20 protein-coding genes and 1 pseudogene are annotated in these 18,470 nt (G+C 64.7%); 7 read left to right on the forward strand and 14 right to left on the reverse strand.

All coding sequences use genetic code 11. The features are described 5' to 3' along the window. Nucleotides 1–144: 144 nt before the first annotated feature. The 5 genes from A7D16_RS10830 to A7D16_RS10850 form a co-directional block, all read right to left on the reverse strand. The gene (locus tag A7D16_RS10830; protein WP_064632532.1) at nucleotides 145–1,389 is read right to left on the reverse strand and encodes a cysteine desulfurase; all 1,245 of its coding nucleotides are present in this window, start codon (nucleotides 1,387–1,389) and stop codon (nucleotides 145–147) included. Beyond that, on the reverse strand, nucleotides 1,386–2,648 hold the full coding sequence (gene sufD, locus A7D16_RS10835) for a Fe-S cluster assembly protein SufD (protein WP_064632534.1): 1,263 nt from the start codon (nucleotides 2,646–2,648) through the stop codon (nucleotides 1,386–1,388). The genes A7D16_RS10830 and sufD overlap by 4 nt, the downstream gene beginning before the upstream one ends. Next, a complete protein-coding gene (gene sufC, locus A7D16_RS10840) occupies nucleotides 2,648–3,412 on the reverse strand; it encodes a Fe-S cluster assembly ATPase SufC (RefSeq protein WP_064632536.1) in 765 nt (254 codons plus the stop codon). The genes sufD and sufC overlap by 1 nt, the downstream gene beginning before the upstream one ends. A gap of 258 nt (nucleotides 3,413–3,670) precedes the next feature. Next, nucleotides 3,671–5,128 carry a Fe-S cluster assembly protein SufB gene (gene sufB / locus A7D16_RS10845; RefSeq protein WP_064632538.1) on the reverse strand — a complete coding sequence of 486 codons (1,458 nt, stop codon included), beginning with the start codon at nucleotides 5,126–5,128 and terminating at the stop codon, nucleotides 3,671–3,673. A 15-nt stretch (nucleotides 5,129–5,143) separates the two neighbouring features. Continuing rightward, complete coding sequence (locus A7D16_RS10850; protein ID WP_064632540.1) at nucleotides 5,144–5,602, reverse strand: SUF system Fe-S cluster assembly regulator; 459 nt, start codon at nucleotides 5,600–5,602, stop codon at nucleotides 5,144–5,146. Nucleotides 5,603–5,773: 171 nt separating this feature from the next. On the opposite strand from A7D16_RS10850, the gene A7D16_RS10855 reads away from it, so the two are divergent. Both A7D16_RS10855 and A7D16_RS10860 read left to right on the forward strand, forming a co-directional pair. Further along, a complete protein-coding gene (locus A7D16_RS10855; protein ID WP_064632542.1) occupies nucleotides 5,774–6,241 on the forward strand; it encodes an SET domain-containing protein in 468 nt (155 codons plus the stop codon). A 103-nt stretch (nucleotides 6,242–6,344) separates the two neighbouring features. Further along, entirely contained in the window at nucleotides 6,345–6,887 is a 543-nt protein-coding gene (locus A7D16_RS10860) for a type 1 glutamine amidotransferase domain-containing protein (RefSeq protein ID WP_064632544.1), read from the forward strand. Nucleotides 6,888–7,152: 265 nt separating this feature from the next. Here A7D16_RS10860 and A7D16_RS10865 read toward each other — a convergent pair whose 3' ends face one another. From A7D16_RS10865 to A7D16_RS10895, 7 genes are all read right to left on the reverse strand, one after another. Further along, a complete protein-coding gene (locus A7D16_RS10865) occupies nucleotides 7,153–7,749 on the reverse strand; it encodes a DUF1439 domain-containing protein (RefSeq protein ID WP_064632546.1) in 597 nt (198 codons plus the stop codon). 55 nt (nucleotides 7,750–7,804) lie between these two features. Continuing rightward, the gene (locus A7D16_RS10870) at nucleotides 7,805–8,347 is read right to left on the reverse strand and encodes a hypothetical protein (RefSeq protein WP_064632548.1); all 543 of its coding nucleotides are present in this window, start codon (nucleotides 8,345–8,347) and stop codon (nucleotides 7,805–7,807) included. A gap of 57 nt (nucleotides 8,348–8,404) precedes the next feature. After that, nucleotides 8,405–8,746, reverse strand: a complete 342-nt coding sequence (locus tag A7D16_RS10875) for a DUF3861 domain-containing protein (protein ID WP_064632550.1) — start codon at nucleotides 8,744–8,746, stop codon at nucleotides 8,405–8,407. A gap of 57 nt (nucleotides 8,747–8,803) precedes the next feature. Next, nucleotides 8,804–9,442 (reverse strand): M23 family metallopeptidase, encoded by a 639-nt coding sequence (locus A7D16_RS10880; RefSeq protein WP_064632613.1) that lies wholly within the window; start codon nucleotides 9,440–9,442, stop codon nucleotides 8,804–8,806. Between the two features lie 109 nt (nucleotides 9,443–9,551). Continuing rightward, a complete protein-coding gene (locus A7D16_RS10885; RefSeq protein WP_064632551.1) occupies nucleotides 9,552–9,977 on the reverse strand; it encodes an HU family DNA-binding protein in 426 nt (141 codons plus the stop codon). Nucleotides 9,978–10,523: 546 nt separating this feature from the next. Further along, nucleotides 10,524–11,378 (reverse strand): pyrroline-5-carboxylate reductase, encoded by an 855-nt coding sequence (gene proC, locus A7D16_RS10890; protein WP_064632552.1) that lies wholly within the window; start codon nucleotides 11,376–11,378, stop codon nucleotides 10,524–10,526. A 63-nt stretch (nucleotides 11,379–11,441) separates the two neighbouring features. Next, entirely contained in the window at nucleotides 11,442–12,134 is a 693-nt protein-coding gene (locus tag A7D16_RS10895) for a YggS family pyridoxal phosphate-dependent enzyme (RefSeq protein ID WP_064632553.1), read from the reverse strand. Between the two features lie 351 nt (nucleotides 12,135–12,485). On the opposite strand from A7D16_RS10895, the gene A7D16_RS10900 reads away from it, so the two are divergent. The 3 genes from A7D16_RS10900 to A7D16_RS10910 all read left to right on the forward strand — a co-directional run bounded on the left by A7D16_RS10900 (nucleotide 12,486) and on the right by A7D16_RS10910 (nucleotide 15,757). Next, nucleotides 12,486–13,523, forward strand: coding sequence for a type IV pilus twitching motility protein PilT (locus A7D16_RS10900; RefSeq protein WP_064632554.1), 1,038 nt, complete (start codon nucleotides 12,486–12,488; stop codon nucleotides 13,521–13,523). 113 nt (nucleotides 13,524–13,636) lie between these two features. Further along, complete coding sequence (locus tag A7D16_RS10905) at nucleotides 13,637–14,767, forward strand: PilT/PilU family type 4a pilus ATPase (protein ID WP_064632557.1); 1,131 nt, start codon at nucleotides 13,637–13,639, stop codon at nucleotides 14,765–14,767. A gap of 315 nt (nucleotides 14,768–15,082) precedes the next feature. Beyond that, nucleotides 15,083–15,757 (forward strand): YitT family protein, encoded by a 675-nt coding sequence (locus A7D16_RS10910; RefSeq protein WP_064632559.1) that lies wholly within the window; start codon nucleotides 15,083–15,085, stop codon nucleotides 15,755–15,757. A gap of 132 nt (nucleotides 15,758–15,889) precedes the next feature. Here A7D16_RS10910 and A7D16_RS10915 read toward each other — a convergent pair. Together A7D16_RS10915 and A7D16_RS10920 are read right to left on the reverse strand one after the other, a co-directional pair. Further along, nucleotides 15,890–16,536, reverse strand: a pseudogene (locus tag A7D16_RS10915) (DUF72 domain-containing protein). A gap of 36 nt (nucleotides 16,537–16,572) precedes the next feature. Next, nucleotides 16,573–17,145, reverse strand: a complete 573-nt coding sequence (locus A7D16_RS10920; RefSeq protein ID WP_064632615.1) for a DNA-3-methyladenine glycosylase I — start codon at nucleotides 17,143–17,145, stop codon at nucleotides 16,573–16,575. Nucleotides 17,146–17,435: 290 nt separating this feature from the next. On the opposite strand from A7D16_RS10920, the gene A7D16_RS10930 reads away from it, so the two are divergent. Together A7D16_RS10930 and ruvX are read left to right on the forward strand one after the other, a co-directional pair. Beyond that, nucleotides 17,436–18,002: a YqgE/AlgH family protein gene (locus A7D16_RS10930; RefSeq protein WP_064632563.1), complete on the forward strand. Its 567-nt coding sequence runs from the start codon at nucleotides 17,436–17,438 to the stop codon at nucleotides 18,000–18,002. Beyond that, nucleotides 17,995–18,462: a Holliday junction resolvase RuvX gene (ruvX, locus tag A7D16_RS10935; RefSeq protein WP_064632565.1), complete on the forward strand. Its 468-nt coding sequence runs from the start codon at nucleotides 17,995–17,997 to the stop codon at nucleotides 18,460–18,462. The genes A7D16_RS10930 and ruvX overlap by 8 nt, the downstream gene beginning before the upstream one ends. Nucleotides 18,463–18,470 lie beyond the last annotated feature (8 nt).

Below are 18,470 nucleotides of genomic sequence, written 5' to 3' on the forward strand. Positions count from 1 at the left end.
GGGTTGGGGTGAGGGTACGGAGCGAAGCGCTCGTGCAGTCGAACAATGCCAGGCTTCGCACGTACCCTCATCCGCCCCTTCGGGGCACCTTCTCCCGGCGGGAGAAGGAACCGCAACGGCGCACAGAAGTGAAGGGTCTACTACTTACCCAAGCAACGTCCGCACCTTCTTCAACGCCGCAACAAAGCGCTCGATCTCGTTGTGCGTGTTGTAGAACGCCAGCGAGGCGCGGCAGGTGGCCGCGACACCGTAGTACTGCAGCAGCGGATGCGCGCAGTGCTGGCCGGAACGGACCGCGACGCCTTCCAGGTCGAGCAGCGTCGCCAGGTCGTGCGAGTGCGCACCTTCGAGCAGGAACGACACCACGGCCGCCTTGTCCGGGGTGGTGCCGAAGATGCGCAGGCCATCGATGCGCTGCAATTCTTCGGTGAAGTGGGCGAGCAGTTCGGCCTCGCGCGCTTCCACGTGCGCCAGCCCGACCGACTCCAGGTAATCCACTGCCGCGCCCAGGCCGATGAAGCCGGCGATGTTGGGCGTGCCGGCTTCGAACTTGTGCGGGGCATCGTTGAAAACGGTGTTCTCGAAGCTGACTTCCTTGATCATCTCGCCGCCGCCCAGAAATGGCGGCATCGCCTGCAGATGTTCGCGGCGTGCCCACAGCGCGCCGGTACCGGTGGGGCCGCACATCTTGTGGCCGGTGACGGCATAGAAATCGCAGCCGATGCTGGCCACATCGATACGCCGATGCGGCGCGGCCTGCGAGCCGTCCACCACCGTGACGATGCCGCGCTTGCGCGCGTCGCGGCAGATCTCGCGCACCGGGTTGACCGTGCCCAGCACGTTGGACACGTGGGTGATCGCCAGCAGTTTGACGTCCGGCGTCATCGCCTTGCGCAGTGCGTCCAGATCCAGTGCGCCATCGGGGGTGATCTCGGCCACGCGGATGGTCGCGCCGGTCCGTTGCGCCACCAGTTGCCACGGCACGATGTTGGCGTGGTGCTCCATGCGCGAAATCAGGATCACATCGCCGGCGCCCAACCGCGGCAACGCCCACGAATAGGCCACCAGATTGATCGCGAAGGTGGTGCCGCTGCACAGCACCAGCTCGTCGGCACGCACATTGAGAAAACGCGCCAGTTTGCTGCGCGCGCCCTCGAACGCATCGGTGGCTTCGCTGCCGAGCGCATGCACGGCGCGGCTGACATTGGCATTCTGGCGGCGGTAGAACTCGTCGGTGGCCGCAATCACCTGCAGCGGCTTCTGCCCGGTGTTGGCGTTGTCGAAATAGATCAGCGGCTTGCCGTGCACCTGCCGCATCAGCAGCGGGAAATCCAGGCGCACGCGGTCCCAGTCGGGGGCTGCGCTGGGCGGAACGGCCGGCATATTCATGCCACGCCTGCCGAGTTCAACGCGCGGTCCAGCTGCAATGCCAGCACTGCGCTCATGGCGGCCGGCAGCACGCGCAAGGGTTCATGGCAGAACGCAGCGCTGAGCAGGCGCTGCGCGTCGGCCTGCGGCAACCCGCGCGAGCGCAGGTAGAACAGCGCATTGTCGTCGAGCTGACCCACTGTTGCGCCGTGTGCGGCCTGCACTTCGTCGGCATCGATCACCAGCACCGGCTGGGTATCGATTTCGGCGTTGGACGACAGCAGCAGATTCTTGTTGGACAGCCGCGCATCGCTGCCGTCGGCGCCAGCGCGGATGTGGATGCCGCCATGGAACACCACGCGGCTACGGTCTGCACCCAAACCGCGCCATACCAGCTCGCAAGCGGTGTCGCGGGCAATGTGTTCGATGCCCAAACGCGTGTCGACATGACGACGGCCATTGCCAAGCAGTACGCCATTGGCAGTGAGGTGCGCGTTGTTGCCTTCCAGACGCACGTTGAGCTCGTGCCGTGAAAGACCCGCGCCCAGCTCCAGATCCACACGCTGGTAGCGCGCGTTACGCGCCAGTACCGCGTCGGTGCGCAACAGCGAGGTGGCGTGTGGGCTGTTGGCCTGCACGCGTGCGTGCGAGAGCGCTGCGTCCTGGGCCAGGTGCACATGCATCACGCTGTTGGCCAGATGCGCGGCGTCGCCCACATGCAGATGATGCTCGACCACGTTCAGCGCAGCGCCGGCACGCAATTCGATCAGGTGGCGGTGATGCCAGGCCAGATCGTGCTCGCCGGCCACGCCGACGAACACCAGATGCAGCGGCAGCGCGATCTGCGCACCCTCGCGCACGCGCACCAGCGCGCCTTCGTCGGCCAGTGCGGCATTCAGGCGCGCAAAGATGGCGTCGCTGCCGTCGAGGCGGCGGCCGAGCAACTGCTGCGCGTCATCGCCTGCGGCCAACGACGCAGACAAGGTGTCCAATTGCACGCCATCCGGTAGCGTCGACAGATCGCTCAGCGCTTCAGACGGGCGGCCGTTGACAAAGACCAAACGCGGCGACGGGATGTCGTCCAGTGCGGCAGCATCCACCAGCGTCGGCACCAGCGGTGCGGGCTGGAAACTGCGCCGCTCCAGCTGCCGCAACGAGGTGTATTTCCAGGCTTCGGCACGCGGACCGGGCAGGCCGGTCTGCAAGGCGGCATCGAGCTCGGCGCGGCGCGCGTCGTCGCCACGGAAGCCGCGTGCCAGGGAGTCGAGCAGGGCGCTCATCAGGCGGCAACCTCAGGCACCACACGGTCCTTCAGGAAGTGGTAACCGTGCTGTTCCAGTTCCAGCGCCAGTTCCGGGCCACCGCTCTGCACGATGCGGCCGTCGGCCAGTACGTGCACCACGTCCGGCTTGATGTAGTCGAGCAGGCGCTGATAGTGGGTGATGACCAGGAACGAACGCTCTGGCGAGCGCAGTGCGTTGACGCCGTCGGCCACGCTCTTGAGCGCATCGATATCCAGGCCGGAATCGGTTTCGTCCAGGATGGCGAGCTTGGGCTCGAGTACGGCCAGCTGGAAGATCTCGTTGCGTTTCTTCTCGCCGCCAGAGAAGCCTTCGTTGACGCCGCGATGCAGCAGCTCGTCCTTCAGATGCAGCACGGCGAGCTTCTGGCGCACCAGCTTGAGGAACTGCATCGAGTCCAGCTCGTCTTCGCCACGCGCCTTGCGCTGCGCATTGAGTGCGGCGCGCAGGAAGTAGGTGTTGTTGACGCCGGGGATTTCCACCGGGTACTGGAAGGCCAGAAACAGGCCGGCGGCGGCGCGCTCTTCCGGCGGCAGGTCGAGCAGATCCTTGCCTTCGAACTGCACGGCGCCTGCGCTGACCTCATAGCCCTCGCGCCCGGCCAGCACATTGCCCAGCGTGGATTTACCGGCGCCGTTGGGCCCCATGATGGCGTGCACCTGGCCCGGCTGGATGTCCAGCGACAGGCCTTTGAGGATGTCTTTGCCGGCAATGCTGGCGTGGAGATTGTTGATCTTGAGCATATTCGTATCCAGTGATTGAGCCCCTCTCCCGCCGGGAGAGGGGTTGGGGTGAGGGGCGCCGCAAGCAACTTGAAAGCCTCAGCGACTGATGAACGCGTCGCCACGCGCCATTGAAGTGAGCATCCGAAGCTCTTCGACAATTCACCCTGGCTGGCGCGTGGCGACGCGTTTGTCATGGTCAATCTTTCGAGGATCTTCTTGGCGCCCCTCATCCGGCGCTGCGCGCCACCTTCTCCCGAGGGGAGAAGGGGAAAGGTGTCAGCCGACGCTGCCTTCTAAGGAAACTTCCAGCAGTTTCTTGGCTTCCACCGCGAACTCCATCGGCAGCTCGCGGAACACCTGCTTGCAGAAGCCGTCGACGATCAACGACACCGCGTCTTCCTGGCTGATGCCGCGCGCCCGGCAATAGAACAGCTGATCGTCGCTGATCTTGGACGTGGTGGCCTCGTGCTCGACGGTGGCGCCGGGGTTCTTCACCTCGATATAGGGGAAGGTGTGTGCGCCGCACTGCTTGCCGATCAACAGCGAATCGCACTGGGTGTAGTTGCGTGCGCCATCGGCATTGCGGTCCACCTTGACCAGACCGCGATAGGTATTTTGCCCATGCCCGGCGCTGATGCCCTTGCTGACGATCTTGCTCTTGGTGCGCTTGCCGATGTGGATCATCTTGGTGCCGGTATCGGCCTGCTGACGATGATGGGTGAGTGCCACCGAGTGGAACTCGCCCACCGAATCGTCGCCAATCAACACGCACGACGGGTACTTCCAGGTGATCGCCGAGCCGGTTTCGACCTGGGTCCAGGTCACCTTGCTGCGCGCGCCACGGCATTCGGCACGCTTGGTGACGAAGTTGTAGATGCCGCCAACACCATTCTCGTCGCCCGGGTACCAGTTCTGCACGGTCGAATACTTGATTTCGGCATCTTCCAACGTCACCAGTTCCACCACGGCCGCATGCAGCTGGTTTTCATCGCGCATCGGCGCGGTGCAGCCTTCCAGATACGACACGTACGCCTTGTCTTCGCACACGATCAAGGTGCGCTCGAACTGGCCGGTGTGGCCGGCGTTGATGCGGAAATAGGTGCTCAATTCCATCGGGCAACGCACGCCCTTGGGGATGAACACGAAGCTGCCGTCGGAGAACACCGCCGAATTGAGCGCGGCGAAATAGTTGTCGCCCACCGGCACCACGCTGCCCAGATACTGCTTGACGATCTCCGGGTGCTCCTTGATGGCCTCGGACATCGAGCAGAAGATCACGCCCTTTTCGGCCAGTTCCTTGCGGAAGGTGGTGCCGACCGAGACCGAATCGAACACCGCATCCACGGCCACGCCGGCCAGCCGGGCGCGCTCATGCAACGGCACCCCCAGCTTGTCGTAGGTGTCCAGCAGTTCCTTGGGCACGTCATCCAGCGAGGCGTACTTCGGGCCCTTGGGCGCGGAGTAATAGCTCAATGCCTGGAAGTCGATCGGCGAGACCTTCAATTTCGCCCATTCCGGCATCGGCATCTTCAGCCAATGGCGATAGGCCTCCAGACGCCAGTCGGTCATCCATTGCGGTTCGTCTTTCTTGGCCGACAACGCACGGATGACGTCTTCGTCCAGACCGGGCGGGAGCGAGTCGGATTCGATGTCGGTGATGAAGCCGGCGTCGTAACGTCGACCCAGCCGTTCGAGAATCTCGGCATTTTGCGGAGGAGCAAGTTCGGTGGCCATCGGGCTGCCTACAGGTCAGGTGGTCGCGACGCGTGCGGCGATGGAACGCCGACGGCTATCGCCAGGGAGAGAGAGGGGCTGCAACATCTGCGCGAGCGTGACGCGACGCAGGGCGTCGCCGACTACGTCGTTGATCAGGCGCCAGTTCGAGCGCACGCCGCAGCGTTGCGCGATGCCGCACTGGCTATGGTCCTGGCTGCATTCGGTGATCGCCAACGGGCCTTCCATCGCTTCGACGATCTCCACCAGGGTGATGTCGCTGGCGGCGCGGGCAAGCCGGTAGCCGCCGTGCACGCCGCGCAAGCCTTCGACCAGGCCTGCCTGCGACAACGGCTTGAGAATCTTGCTGACGGTCGGTGCTTCCAGGCCGGCCTGCTCGGCCAGCTCGCTTGCGCTGAGCACCTGGCCGCAGCGTGCCGCCAGGACGGTCAGCACGACAGTGGCGTAATCGGTGAGTTTGGTGACGCGCAACATGCGAAGGCGAAATCCGAAAGCGGACCGAAATTGTACTCTTTACCGCGGGGCAGGGCCAACCGCCCGGTTCAGCCGCCGGCAAGCGTGGCCCATTGCGGCATGCGCTGCGCTTGTGCTTGGCGCATCGGCGCGCTGCGGTCACAATGAGCGGCCCCATCACTGGACCCTTACATGTCGCGCAAAGTTGCCGCCCGCAAGTCACGTATCCACGGCAATGGCATGTTCGCCCTCGCCCCGCTCCGCAAGGGCGAGCGCATCATTCAATACAAGGGACGCCTGCGCACGCATGCCGAAGTGGATGCCGACACCACCGGTGACGTGGAAAGCGGACACACCTTCCTGTTCACGCTCAGCGACGACTACGTGCTGGATGCCAACTACGAAGGCAACGTTGCGCGCTGGATCAACCACAGCTGCAACCCGAATTGCGAAGCGGTGATCGAAGAAGCCGAAGGCGACGATCGCAGCAAGGACAAGATCTTTATAGAAGCCAAGCGCGCCATCAAGGCCGGTGAAGAACTCACCTATAACTACGGCATCACCCTGGGCGAGCGCCATACGCCGCGCCTGAAGAAGATCTGGGAGTGCCGTTGCGGCTCGAAGAATTGCACTGGCACGATGCTGCAGCCCAAGCGCTGAGCATGCAGGCTGGCGTGCGCGCTGACACGCTGCATACATCGGTTCACAGGTGCGCAACGGTGCGCTTTCTACGGTGTGGGCTTCTTTTTACCAGGAGCCCGCCATGTCTTATCCGCTCTCCGGCAAGACCGTCGCCGTGCTCGCCACCGATGGCTTCGAGCAGTCCGAATTGACCGAGCCAAAGCGCCTGCTGGAGTCCTGGGGCGCCAAGGTCGAGGTGGTCGCGCCGGGCGATTGCGCGACGATCCGTGCCTGGAATCACACCGATTGGGGCGATTCGGTGGCGGTCGATCGGCAGCTGGGTCAGGCAACCGCGGATGGCTACGACGCGCTGGTGCTACCGGGCGGGGTGCTCAACCCCGACACGCTGCGTATCGACGCGCAGGCAATCGCGTTCATTGGTGCATTTGCACAGGCACAAAAGCCGGTCGCGGCGATCTGCCACGGGCCGTGGCTCTTGCTTGAAAGCGGGTTGGTTCGCGGCCGCAACGTCACTTCATGGCCGTCGGTCAAGACCGACCTGATCAACGCTGGCGCGCGTTGGCAGGACGCCGAGGTGGTTGTCGACGGTCAGTTGATCACCAGCCGCAAGCCGGACGACATTCCTGCATTCGCCGCTGCAGTGGCCAAAGCCTTGTCTGCATAACCGTAGATGTCGCCAGGAAACGCAGCAGACAAACCGCTGCGCACGCATCGCAGTGCAGGCGCGGTCAGTTCTTGGAGTCCACAGAGAACACTCATGCACAGCGGTTCGGGAGTGGTGTCGGCGCTACCTGACGACTGCTGGCTAGGTGTTTGATCGCCGCTGGAATCATTCAACATAAAAGGCCCGGCGCCATGCGTCGGGCCTTTTCTGCGGGGCAGTGCCGGTACGTAGGACGTTCCCGGCAATGCTGCACAAACCGCGCGAGTTACTTCCCCGACAGCACTGCGGCCGGCACCATCTGCTCGATGTTCTGATTGAAGTTGACCGCAACCCGCCCGTTCTGGATGCCGACCGATTCCACCTGCACTGCGCCCATGACCGCAGCGATTGCCGGGTCGATCCGATAGATCGGCTCCTCGCGCGCGTAATCGGCCAGCCAGGTATTGAGCAGCTGGCGCGTGCTGTGGTCGAGCTTTGCACCGGCGTTGGCCGGGCGGAAATCATCGATGCTGGGCTGGTCGAGGTAAAAGCCTTGCTTTGCCACGTCGTAACGAAGTGCGCTGGTCAAGGTCACGTTGCCGACCGGTGCGGGAGCGCCGCCTGCGGTTGCGACAGCAAGATCGAACGCCATCTTGAGCCGATCGCCTGGCGGCAACGACAGCGCCGGGTTGCTGACGGTCATTGCGATCAATCCTCCCAGCGTGTCGTGTGTCTGCGGGAAGCGGCCGCCCAGATACTGCTGCAGATCGCTGGCCTGCACGCTGATCTGTTTCCCCTGGATCTGCGGCGCAGCCCAGGCGCTGGTGACAGGCATTGCCAAGGCGATGGCGAGCATGGATCCGGCAAGCGAACGCAGTTTCATCGGGTGACTCCGGCAACAGGTGTCATCACCTTAGTCGGTGCCGGTGAACCACGGGTTAGCGCAATACCGGTTGCAGCGTGGCCGAATAGATTTCCCAGCCAGTGCCGCCGGCGCGCGGCTGCAGCCGATACGCACCAACCAGGCGCTGCGTGCCGGTGGTGGTGCGCACGATCAGTTGCACCGGCACCTCGATCCGCTGCGGCGGATGTGCCTGATCGAGCGCAATGGGCGGGTCGTTAGTGATGCGCATCGACTGGATATTGCCGATGGCGCGCAACGCCGCGTCGTCCGGCACCGGGGAGGGGCGCCCGCCGGTCCACAGTGCATCGGCGTCTGCGCGCGCTGCCCCAGGGAGTGCGCCGAGGTAACGCTGGACGGTGGCGTTTGCTTCGGCGAAGTTGGCCCGCGCGATGGCATCGTTTGGGTCAGCCGTCGTTGCCAAGGATGCGGGCGGGTTGTCGGCCGCAGTCGTGGCCGCCGGTTGCACTGTCGGGGCAGTCTGCGACGCTTTTGCTTGGGTGTTCTGCGGGTCTGCAGTGCGCTGACAACTACAGCCTGTGAAGGCAGCTGCCACAACGACCATTCCAATCCAGCGCATGATGCATCCCCATCCCCGAGGCGCGCAGTGTAGCGGTTGTGTGTAGCCAGGCGCTCTTCAGGCGCCGGTGGCCGGCTGCACGCGCTGCAGGCGTTCCAGCAGCAACTGCAGTTTGGGACGCAGCGCGTCGAGGGCATCGCTGGGCTGCGCACGCGGGCGGGCCGCCAGGTCTTCCAGCAACTGCGAACCCACGGTCAGTGCCGCACATTCGTCGCTGCTCAGGTCGCGGCGCAGGTGCAACTCTTCGAGCAGCCGCATCCAGTCGGCGCGCGAGCGTTGTTCGAATTCGATGGTGCAGCGGTCGTCACAGGGGCGGCCGTCGTTTTCGATGGGCGTGACCGTGATGCGATAGCGGTTGCGGGACATGTGGGTCGCGTCGTTCTGGGCTGGGTCCACCATAGGCGCAGGACGCAAGCGCCTCGATAGGGCGGGCCATGACGCAGTGTTCCAGCGTGCTCAGTTTGCTGGCGGTGGCGCGGGTTTGCGCAATAGCGGCAGCGGATCGTACGCACCGTTGCGCCCATAGACACCGTAGTGCAGGTGCGGCGGCGTGCCGCGTGCATTGCCGGTGGTGCCGACCATGCCGAGCGCGGTGCCGGGCTCGACCACATCGCCTACTTCTAGGCCGGCGGCCCAATCGTCCAAGTGCGCGTAGTAATGCCGCTCCATCGCCGGACCCAGCAGCCAGACCTGTTTGCCGCCCAATCCCTGGTCGCGGATGGCGCTGACCACACCGCGTGTTGCTGCCAGCACCGGTGTGCCACGTGGCGCGAAGATGTCCACGCCTGCATGCGTGCGGTCGCGGCCGCGCGGTGCGCCAAAGGTGTCGGCAATCTGCCGCGCACGCACGCCTGCCACGGGAAGATGCAACTGCGCAGGCGGCGGCATCTGCGACAGCTCCCAGCTGGTGCGCAGCTGATCGGCGATCGGCAGTTGCCAGGCCCAGCGCGCGGCCACCGCCAGAGCGCACAGCAGCGCACCCGACACCACGACGCTGCGCACCCGGCGTGCGGGGCTGCGTGTGGCGGCCGCGCGTGGCGACAATGGCGGGGTGTTTGACGGATCGATCACAGGCACCTGCAGAATGCGAACCAGCCTGCAGGATAGGGCAGTGACGATGAGCGGTATGTGCTGCACACGGCAACGCAGCGGCAAAAAAAAGACGGCCCGCAGGCCGCCTTCGTGACACCGGATGCTGGCTCGATTAGAGCGCGGCGTCCTTCAACTTCTTGAGCGGGCGAGCCTTGAGCTTGGTGGTGGCAGGCTTGGCAGCAAAGGTCTGCTCTTCCTTGGTGAAGGGGTTGATGCCCTTGCGCTTCGGCTTGGCCGGCACGTGGACGGTGGTCAGCTTGAGCATGCCTGGCAGGGTGAAGCTGCCGGCGCCCTTCTTGCTCAGCGATGCATGTGCAGTGGCTTCCAGCGACGCCAGCACAGCGCGCACGTCCTTCGGAGCCAGCTGGGTGGTTTCGGCAATGTGCGCGACCAGGCCGGTCTTGCTCAGTGCTTCCTTGATCGGCTTCGGGGCAGCGGACTTGGCAGCAGCGGCCTTGGCCGGCTTTGCGGTCTTGGTCGCGGCGACCTTTTTCACTGCCTTTTTGGGGGCAGCCTTCTTAGCGGCGGTTTTTGCCATGAGTTATGTGTTCCGTATTCGTTGGTGGTGTTGGGTCTGCCGACCCAGTCGGCAACGCGAAATGTAGGGCAACTGCTGCGCGGCGCCAATAGGCAAACGATGAAACAACCCGAAAAAAGCGTCTTTCGACGTGGATTCGTTCACTAGCGGCCTGGAAAACCGACAAAACGCTTCGCCTTGCGTGCGCAATGCCGGTGATCGCGATGTGTCTGACGCATAGCAGCAGATCGTTTGCGCGATGAAATTCCGCACGGCGCAGATCTCGTGCTGTTGCCGGCAGAAGATGCAGCGAGGTTTTCGCAGTAATGCACAAACCAGGACGACATACCGTCGACACGACTGACATCGATTGCAACGCGTGCGCACTTTTTGTAAGCGGAAATGGGCCGGCTTCGGCGCTTGGCAGGGAGGTCGCCTCTCTTAGCTCTATGCCGACCCTGCGTGGATGACAGGCACCGACGCGTCTTTAGGCGGCCAGTACGTTCGGTCATCGTCTTGCCGCGCGCGCCGTGCAGGGCCGGACGTTGCAGGTTTCGCAGCGTTCAACTAATCATTGGCAGCCGACAAGCTGCGGCCGCGTTCGGTAGCGACGGCGATTGCCTTGGCGACAAGCGCTTCGAGGCCGCCGGCCTGGAATGTCTCGATGGCGGCGTCGGTGGTGCCGTTGGGTGAGGTCACGCGGCGACGGAGCAGCTCCGGCGCTTCGCCGGCTTCGGTGAGCATGCGTGCGGCGCCGAGCAGCGTTTGCAGCACCAGCGTGCGCGCGGTCTCGGCGGGCAGGCCCTGCGTTTGCGCGGCCGCTTCCATGGCTTCGGCCAATAAAAAGACATACGCCGGGCCGCTGCCGGAGACTGCGGTCACCGCATCCATCTGCGCTTCTTCGTCGATCCACACGGTGACGCCGGCGCTGTCCAGCAGTCGGGTCGCCTGCAGGCGTTGCGCATCGGAAACGCGCGCATTGGCATACAGCCCGGTGACGCCGGCACCGAGCAGGGCGGGCGTGTTGGGCATGGCGCGGACCACGGCAATATCGCCGCCCGACCAGCGCTGCAGTTGCGTGGCGGTGATGCCGGCAGCGATGGAAACCAGCAGTGGTTGCTGTGCCTGCGCAAGGTCGGCCAGTTGCGCGCACACCGTTGGCAAGACCTGCGGTTTGACCGCCAGCACCCAGGTTGCGGCAGCGTCGACCGCAGCGCGCGCATCGTCCACCGCCTGTACCCCGAAGTCGCGCGCCAGCGCGTCGCGCAGCTCGGCCACCGGCTCGGCCACGCGGATGCTGGCAGCCGGCGTCCCTTGCCGGATCAGCCCGGCAATCAGGCTGCGCGCCATGTTGCCGCCGCCGACGAAGGCGATCAGCGCGGTGCCGGAAGACGAGGACGTGGACAAAGCAGGTGTGGTCATTGCTGCACCTTTAGTAAGAGGGGTCGACTATCAAGAGCGGGCGACGGTGGAGCCGCGCGGCGCTCAGGCCGAGGCTGCCGGCGCTGCATCGCGCGCGCCGAACAAGGCCGTGCCCACGCGCACCATCGTCGCGCCGGCCGCGATCGCTTCGGCAAAATCCGAGCTCATGCCCATCGACAAGGTGTCCACCTGCCGATGACGGGTGTTGAGCTGCTCGAACAGTGCCTGCATGCGCGTAAACGCGGCGGTGCGCCGTGCTTGGTCCGGGAAAGGCGCGGGAATCGCCATCAGCCCGCGCAGCTGTAAGCGCGGCTGCAGCGCGATGGCGTCGGCCAGGCTGTCGATCGCCTCCGGCGCGCACCCGTGCTTGCTGTGCTCGTCGTCGATGTTGACCTGGATCAGCACATTCAACGGCGCGCGGTCGTCCGGACGGTGGCGTGCCAGCAGCGGGATCAATTTGGCGCGGTCCACCGTTTGCACCCAATCGAAGCACTGGCTGGCCAATTCGGCTTTGTTGGATTGCAGGTGGCCGATCAGATGCCATTCCAGCCCCAGCGCACGCAATTCGGCGATCTTGGCGTGGGCTTCCTGCACGTAGTTTTCGCCGAATGCACGCTGGCCCTGTGCGGCCAGCGCGGCAACGGCATCGGCCGGCCTGGTCTTGGACACCGCCAGCAGGCGCATGTCGGTACGCGCGTGCGCGCCAGCGGCGGACTGGATGGCATCGAGAATCTGCTGCAACGACGAAGCCGGCACGTGGCATTCCGGAGGAGGGCGGGAGCGCTATAGTGCCGCCCGCCGACGCTTCCTTCCAGTTGGCGGCGTGCCGGCTGCCTGCGTCGACGCCAGCGCTGCGGCGATGACGGCGTCGTGTCTGGAGGCACGGCCGGCGACCAGCTCCTCAAGGCTGATCGGGACCTGCGCACGACGGGCTATGCCAGCGCAAACCGCTGCCCCCGGGCAGGCGCCAGGGCGTAAGGCAACAGTTTCAGCCAGACGCGTCGCTGCCGGCCTGAACCAGCCCAGGCCGCTTCCCGCCAGCAGCCAGAACGCTATACTGCTGGTCGGGGAGTACCTTCCAATCGCAGCCTAGGGGAAAAGCAGCGCATGGATATCGCTGAACTATTGGCGTTTTCTGTCAAGAACAAGGCATCGGACCTGCACCTGTCTGCAGGGCTGCCGCCGATGATCCGTGTCGATGGCGATGTCCGCCGCATCAATATTCCGGCGTTGGACCACAAGCAGGTGCATGCGCTGGTCTACGACATCATGTCCGACAAGCAGCGGCGCGATTACGAGGAATTCCTCGAGGTCGACTTCTCCTTCGAGATTCCCTCGCTGGCGCGTTTCCGCGTCAATGCGTTCAACCAGAACCGCGGCGCCGGTGCGGTGTTCCGCACCATTCCCTCCGAAGTGCTGACGCTGGAAGACCTGGGCTGCCCGCCGATTTTCCGCCAGTTGATCGACCAGCCGCAGGGCCTGATCCTGGTCACCGGCCCGACCGGGTCGGGCAAGTCGACCACGCTGGCCGGCATGATCGACTACATCAACAAGAACGAATACGGCCACATCCTCACTGTCGAGGACCCGATCGAATTCGTGCACACCTCGCAGAAGTGCCTGATCAACCAGCGCGAAGTGCACCGCGACACGCACGGCTTCAACGAAGCGCTGCGCTCGGCGTTGCGTGAAGACCCGGACATCATTCTGGTCGGCGAATTGCGCGACCTGGAAACCATCCGCCTTGCGCTGACCGCCGCGGAAACCGGCCATTTGGTGTTCGGCACCTTGCATACCAGCTCGGCGGCCAAGACCATCGACCGCATCATCGACGTGTTCCCGGCCGGCGAAAAGCCGATGGTGCGCTCGATGCTGTCCGAATCCCTGCGCGCGGTGATTTCGCAGGCGCTGCTGAAGAAGGTCGGCGGCGGTCGCACCGCCGCCTGGGAAATCATGGTCGGCACCCCGGCGATCCGCAACCTGATCCGCGAGGACAAGGTGGCGCAGATGTATTCGTCGATCCAGACAGGCCAGCAGTACGGCATGCAGACGCTGGACCAGCATCTGCAGGACCTGGTCAAGCGCAGCCTGATCACGCGCCACCAGGCGCGCGAATACGCCAAGGACAAGCGGATATTCGAGTAGCCGGGATTTGGGATTCGGGATTGGGGATTCGCAACGGCGATTTCCCGTGCCGGACCCAGCTCTTGCCACTCCCGAATCTCCACTCCCGAATCCCTGCTCCAGAGGAGCACGCCATGAGCACCATCGACTTCACCTCCTTCCTCAAGCTGATGGCGCATCAGAAGGCGTCGGATCTGTTCATCACTTCGGGCATGCCGCCGGCAATCAAGGTGAATGGCAAGATCAGCCCGATCACCCAGACACCGCTGACGGCGCAGCAGAGCCGCGACCTGGTGTTGAACGTGATGACGCCGTCGCAGCGCGAGGAATTCGAAAAGACCCACGAATGCAACTTCGCCATCGGCGTGTCCGGGGTCGGGCGTTTTCGTGTGAGCTGCTTTTATCAGCGCAATCAGGTGGGCATGGTGCTGCGCCGGATCGAAACGCGCATCCCCACCGTGGACGAGCTGAGCCTGCCGCCGGTGATCAAGACGCTGGCGATGACCAAGCGCGGCATCATCATCTTCGTCGGTGCCACCGGTACCGGTAAGTCGACCTCGCTGGCGGCGATGATCGGTTACCGCAACCAGAATTCGACCGGGCACATCATCACCATCGAAGATCCGATCGAATTCGTGCACAAGCACGAAGGCTGCATCATCACCCAGCGCGAAGTCGGCATCGATACCGATAGCTGGGAAAATGCGCTGAAAAACACCCTGCGCCAGGCGCCGGACGTGATCATGATCGGCGAGGTGCGCACCCGCGAAGGCATGGATCACGCCGTGGCCTTTGCCGAAACTGGCCACCTGGTGCTGTGCACCCTGCACGCCAACAATGCCAACCAGGCGATGGACCGCATCATCAACTTCTTCCCGGAAGATCGCCGCAACCAGCTGTTGATGGACTTGTCGCTGAACCTCAAGGGCGTGGTTGCGCAGCAACTGATTCCGACCCCGGACGGGCGCAGCCGCCGCGTGGCGATGGAAATCATGTTGGGCACCCCGCTGGTGCAGGATTACATCCGCGACGGCGAGATCCACAAGCTCAAGGATGTCATGAAGGAGTCCACCAACCTGGGCATGCGCACTTTCGACCAGAGCCTGTTCGAGCTCTACCAGGCCGGTGAAATCAGCTACGAAGACGCGCTGCGCTACGCCGACTCGCAGAACGAAGTGCGCTTGCGCATCAAGCTCTCCCAGGGTGGCGATGCCAAGACCCTGGCACAGGGGCTGGATGGCGTGGAGATTGCCGAGGTTCGATAAGGACAGCGGCAATTACGCAGGGATGTGCGTTAGTTAAAGCGTCCAACCGCTGCCCGCAGCGGGGCGAAATTTGATCGGAAGATGCGTAAACGGGCGAGCCAGTCGCGCTGGTGTCGCGCTGTCGAACCAGGCGCTGGGCGTGCGGTTGGTCGACACGCAGCGCGGCCGTTGACTGAAGGCCGGCTGCGCTGCGCATCGGCGCGCTGCGGTTTCAGATGTAACCGTGTCAGCCGTTAGTGTCTAATATCCGCACCCCACTGCAGTTCCCCATCCGTGAGCCTTCCCGATTCCGATCTCCGTCCGGAGCAAGCGCCGTTGCCCGACGATGGCGCCGTGGTCACATCCGGCCCGTTGACGCCGCCGCCGGATTCGGCCGGCACTGCCGCCGCCGAGCACGCCTTCCATCATTCGGTGGCCGAGGATGTGCAAGGCATGGTGCTGGCGACCCTGGTCGCATCGCTTGGCCTGGCCATCTTCGCCAAGGGCGGCTTGATGATCGGCGGCATGGCCGGCGTGGCCTTCCTGCTGCATTACGCGCTGCACTGGAATTTCGGTCTGGTGTTCGTGCTGGTCAATCTGCCGTTCTACTGGCTGAGCGTGCGCCGCATGGGCTGGGAATTCACCTTGAAGACCTTTGCGGCGGTGGGTGCCTGCGGGGCGCTCACCGATCTGCTGCCGCGCTGGGCTGAGTACGCGCACATCGAAACGCTGTTTTCGGCGATCGTCGGCGGTGCGTTGGCGGGGTTGGGCATTCTGTTCTTCATTCGCCATCGCGGCAGCCTGGGCGGAATCGGCATTCTGGCGGTGTACCTGCAGCGCGAGCGCGGCTGGAGCGCCGGCAAGGTGCAGATGAGTTTCGATGCGATGCTGATGCTGGTCGCCTTCTTCGTGCTGACCCCGGACAAGGTGCTGTATTCGGCCCTCGGCGCGCTGATGCTCAGTCTGGTGCTGATGTTCAATCACCGCCCGCATCGGTACATGGGCGTGTGATCTGCGCCGGTGTGAAGCGGCGAGCGACGCTGACGCGTGTCCTGCGCTGAATCGATGTGGGGGGCTTGCAGCTTCGGTGCTGACTACGCCCGCCGCACCACGGGCGGTACGGGGCGCGTGACGTCTGCCGCCTCAGCCGACATCTGCGCGTGCCGGGCAGTTGGTCGGTAGATCCAGCCGTTGCAGCAACCCGCGTGCGTCGAACGGTGCATGCACCTTTATGTCGTTGTCGAAGTGGCAGTACACATCCCGCGTGCTGCGCTTGCGTGCGCGTGCGCGTGCGCCGACACGCGCCGCATCGTCCGGTTCGCCGCCGCTGGCCCAGGCGGCGATGCGTGCCGCCCAGCGATCCAGTGCGCTGTCGCTGTAGCCGCTGGCATACAACTGCGCATCGCCATGCAGGCGCAGATGGACGAAATCGGCGCTGACGTCTTCAAGGTACGGAAATTTCCCCGCGGTATCGGCCACCACCATGGCGACAGTGTGACGCCGCAGTAGTCGCAGGCAGGCCGGGTCGCAGAAGCTGTCGTGACGCACTTCCAATGCGTGACGGATCGGCCGCTGGCGATCGATGGCCAGTGCGCTGCGGCCCTGCATCAGCGCGATGTCGCGTTTGCGCGCCTGCGCCAATGCCGCCTCGCTGTCGCGCGGCAGCTGCTTAAAAATGCATCCAGCAGTTCGGCGTATTTGAGTTCGCGCCGCTGCGCCAGGCCGGCCGGATAAAACGTGCCGCGCCAGCGTGCGTACCGCCAGCCGGAAATGCCAATGCGAATCGTCATGGCGCGAGCAGTTCGCGCGGCACCTGCAAGAGGTGTCTAGCCGCGCTGGACCGTACGCGTTTTCGCGGGCCGCTGCGCCTGCATCCACGGCGGCGCCAGTGCCCTTATCTGCGCAAAGACCGGGCAGCCGGCATGATGCGCGCCGGGCAGGTAGCCCAGGCTCATCAGGAACTCGCCGGTGATTTCGCCGCCGGTGAAGCGGAACGTTTTCTTGAACAGCTTGATCCAGGCCGCCTTGTCGAGCGGGTGGTGGGCATCCAGCCATTTGGCAAAGCTGCCGTGTGCGGCGCGCAGGGCCTGGATGACCTGCGCGTTGTGAATCGCCGCCAGCACCTTGAGACGATTACGGATGATGCCGGCATCGCCCATCAATCGGGCGATGTCGGCATCGCCGTACGCTGCAACGGTGTCCACGTCGAAGCCGTCATACGCCCGCTGGAAATTGCCGCGCTTGCGCAGGATGGTTTCCCAGCTCAGTCCGGCCTGGTTGATCTCCAGCACCAGCCGCTCGAACAGTTCGCGTTCGTCGCGCTGCGGAAAGCCGTAGTCGTGATCGTGGTAGTGGCCATGGACCGGATGACCCGGTGCGATGCTGCAATAACCGCTCATGTAGGTGCCTGTGGTGGTGGGGCAGGTGAAGTCGAACTGCGTGCCGGATGCCGCAGCATCGGGGCCACAGCGTGGCTGACGCATTGAAGGGGACGCCGTCTGCACAGCTGCGCCGTTCGTCGGCGGGGCGCGGCGCACCCGGCGATCAAGCTGAACGCGTCGGTCAGGCGCCGGTGTGGACAACGCAGATCCGCGCTGCATCGGCGCATCGATCGCTGCCGGCGACCAGCAAGGCCGCCCAGTATGGCAGCGGCTCTGCGCGCGGCGAAGCGAACGGCTAGAATGCGCCTATGTCTGTTTTGCCCACGCCTCTGGCCAACCAACTGCTGATTGCGCTTCCGGCGCTGTCCGACCCTACCTTTTCGCGCAGCGTCGCGCTGATCTGTCAGCACGACGAGAACGGCGCCATGGGCGTGCTGGTCAACCGGCCCTCCGAATACACCTTGGGCGAGGTGCTCTCGCAGATGGGCATCGACACCGACGATGAGCTCTTGCGCGAGCAGATCGTGCTCAGCGGCGGGCCGGTGCACCCGGAGCGCGGCTTTGTGATCCACGACGATGCGCGCGAATGGGATTCCAGCCTGGAAGTGGGGCAGGGCGTGTTCCTGACCACTTCGCGCGACATTCTCGAGGCGATGGCGGCCGGTAACGGCCCGCGCAACGCGCTGGTGGCATTGGGATGCGCGGGCTGGGGCGCGGGCCAGCTGGAATTCGAACTGGGCGAGAACAGCTGGCTCACCGCGCCGTCGGATGCCAACGTGCTGTTCGCCACCGCGCTGGAAGATCGCTGGCAGACCGCTGCCGGGCGTATCGGCGTGGACCTGTTCCGGCTCACGGATTATTCCGGGCATGCCTGAGGCGGGCGCGATCCGCTCCGACGGCACGGTGCTGGGCTTCGACGTGGGGTCGCGCCGTATCGGCGTGGCGGTCGGAACCGCGCTCGGTGCCGGCGCGCGTGCGGTTGCCGTCATCCCTGTGCATGCCAGCGGCCCGGACTGGGTTGCGCTGGATCGCGTGCACAAGGAGTGGCGCCCGGACGGCCTGGTGATCGGCGACCCGTTGACGCTGGACGACAAGGATCAACCCGCACGCAAGCGTGCGCATGCATTTGCACGCCAACTGCGCGAGCGCTATGCGCTGCCGGTCGTGCTGATCGATGAGCGCTCCAGTTCGGTCGAGGCCGCGCAGCGTTTCGCGCGCGCGCGCGCCGATGGGCGCAAACGCCGCCGCGATGCCGAAGCGCTGGATGCGATGGCCGCTGCGGTGATCGTCGAACGCTGGTTGGCCGCGCCCGACCAAGCCACCCTTCTTCCCTGACTCCCGAC

This window comes from Xanthomonas nasturtii, assembly GCF_001660815.1.
GTDB lineage: Bacteria > Pseudomonadota > Gammaproteobacteria > Xanthomonadales > Xanthomonadaceae > Xanthomonas > Xanthomonas nasturtii.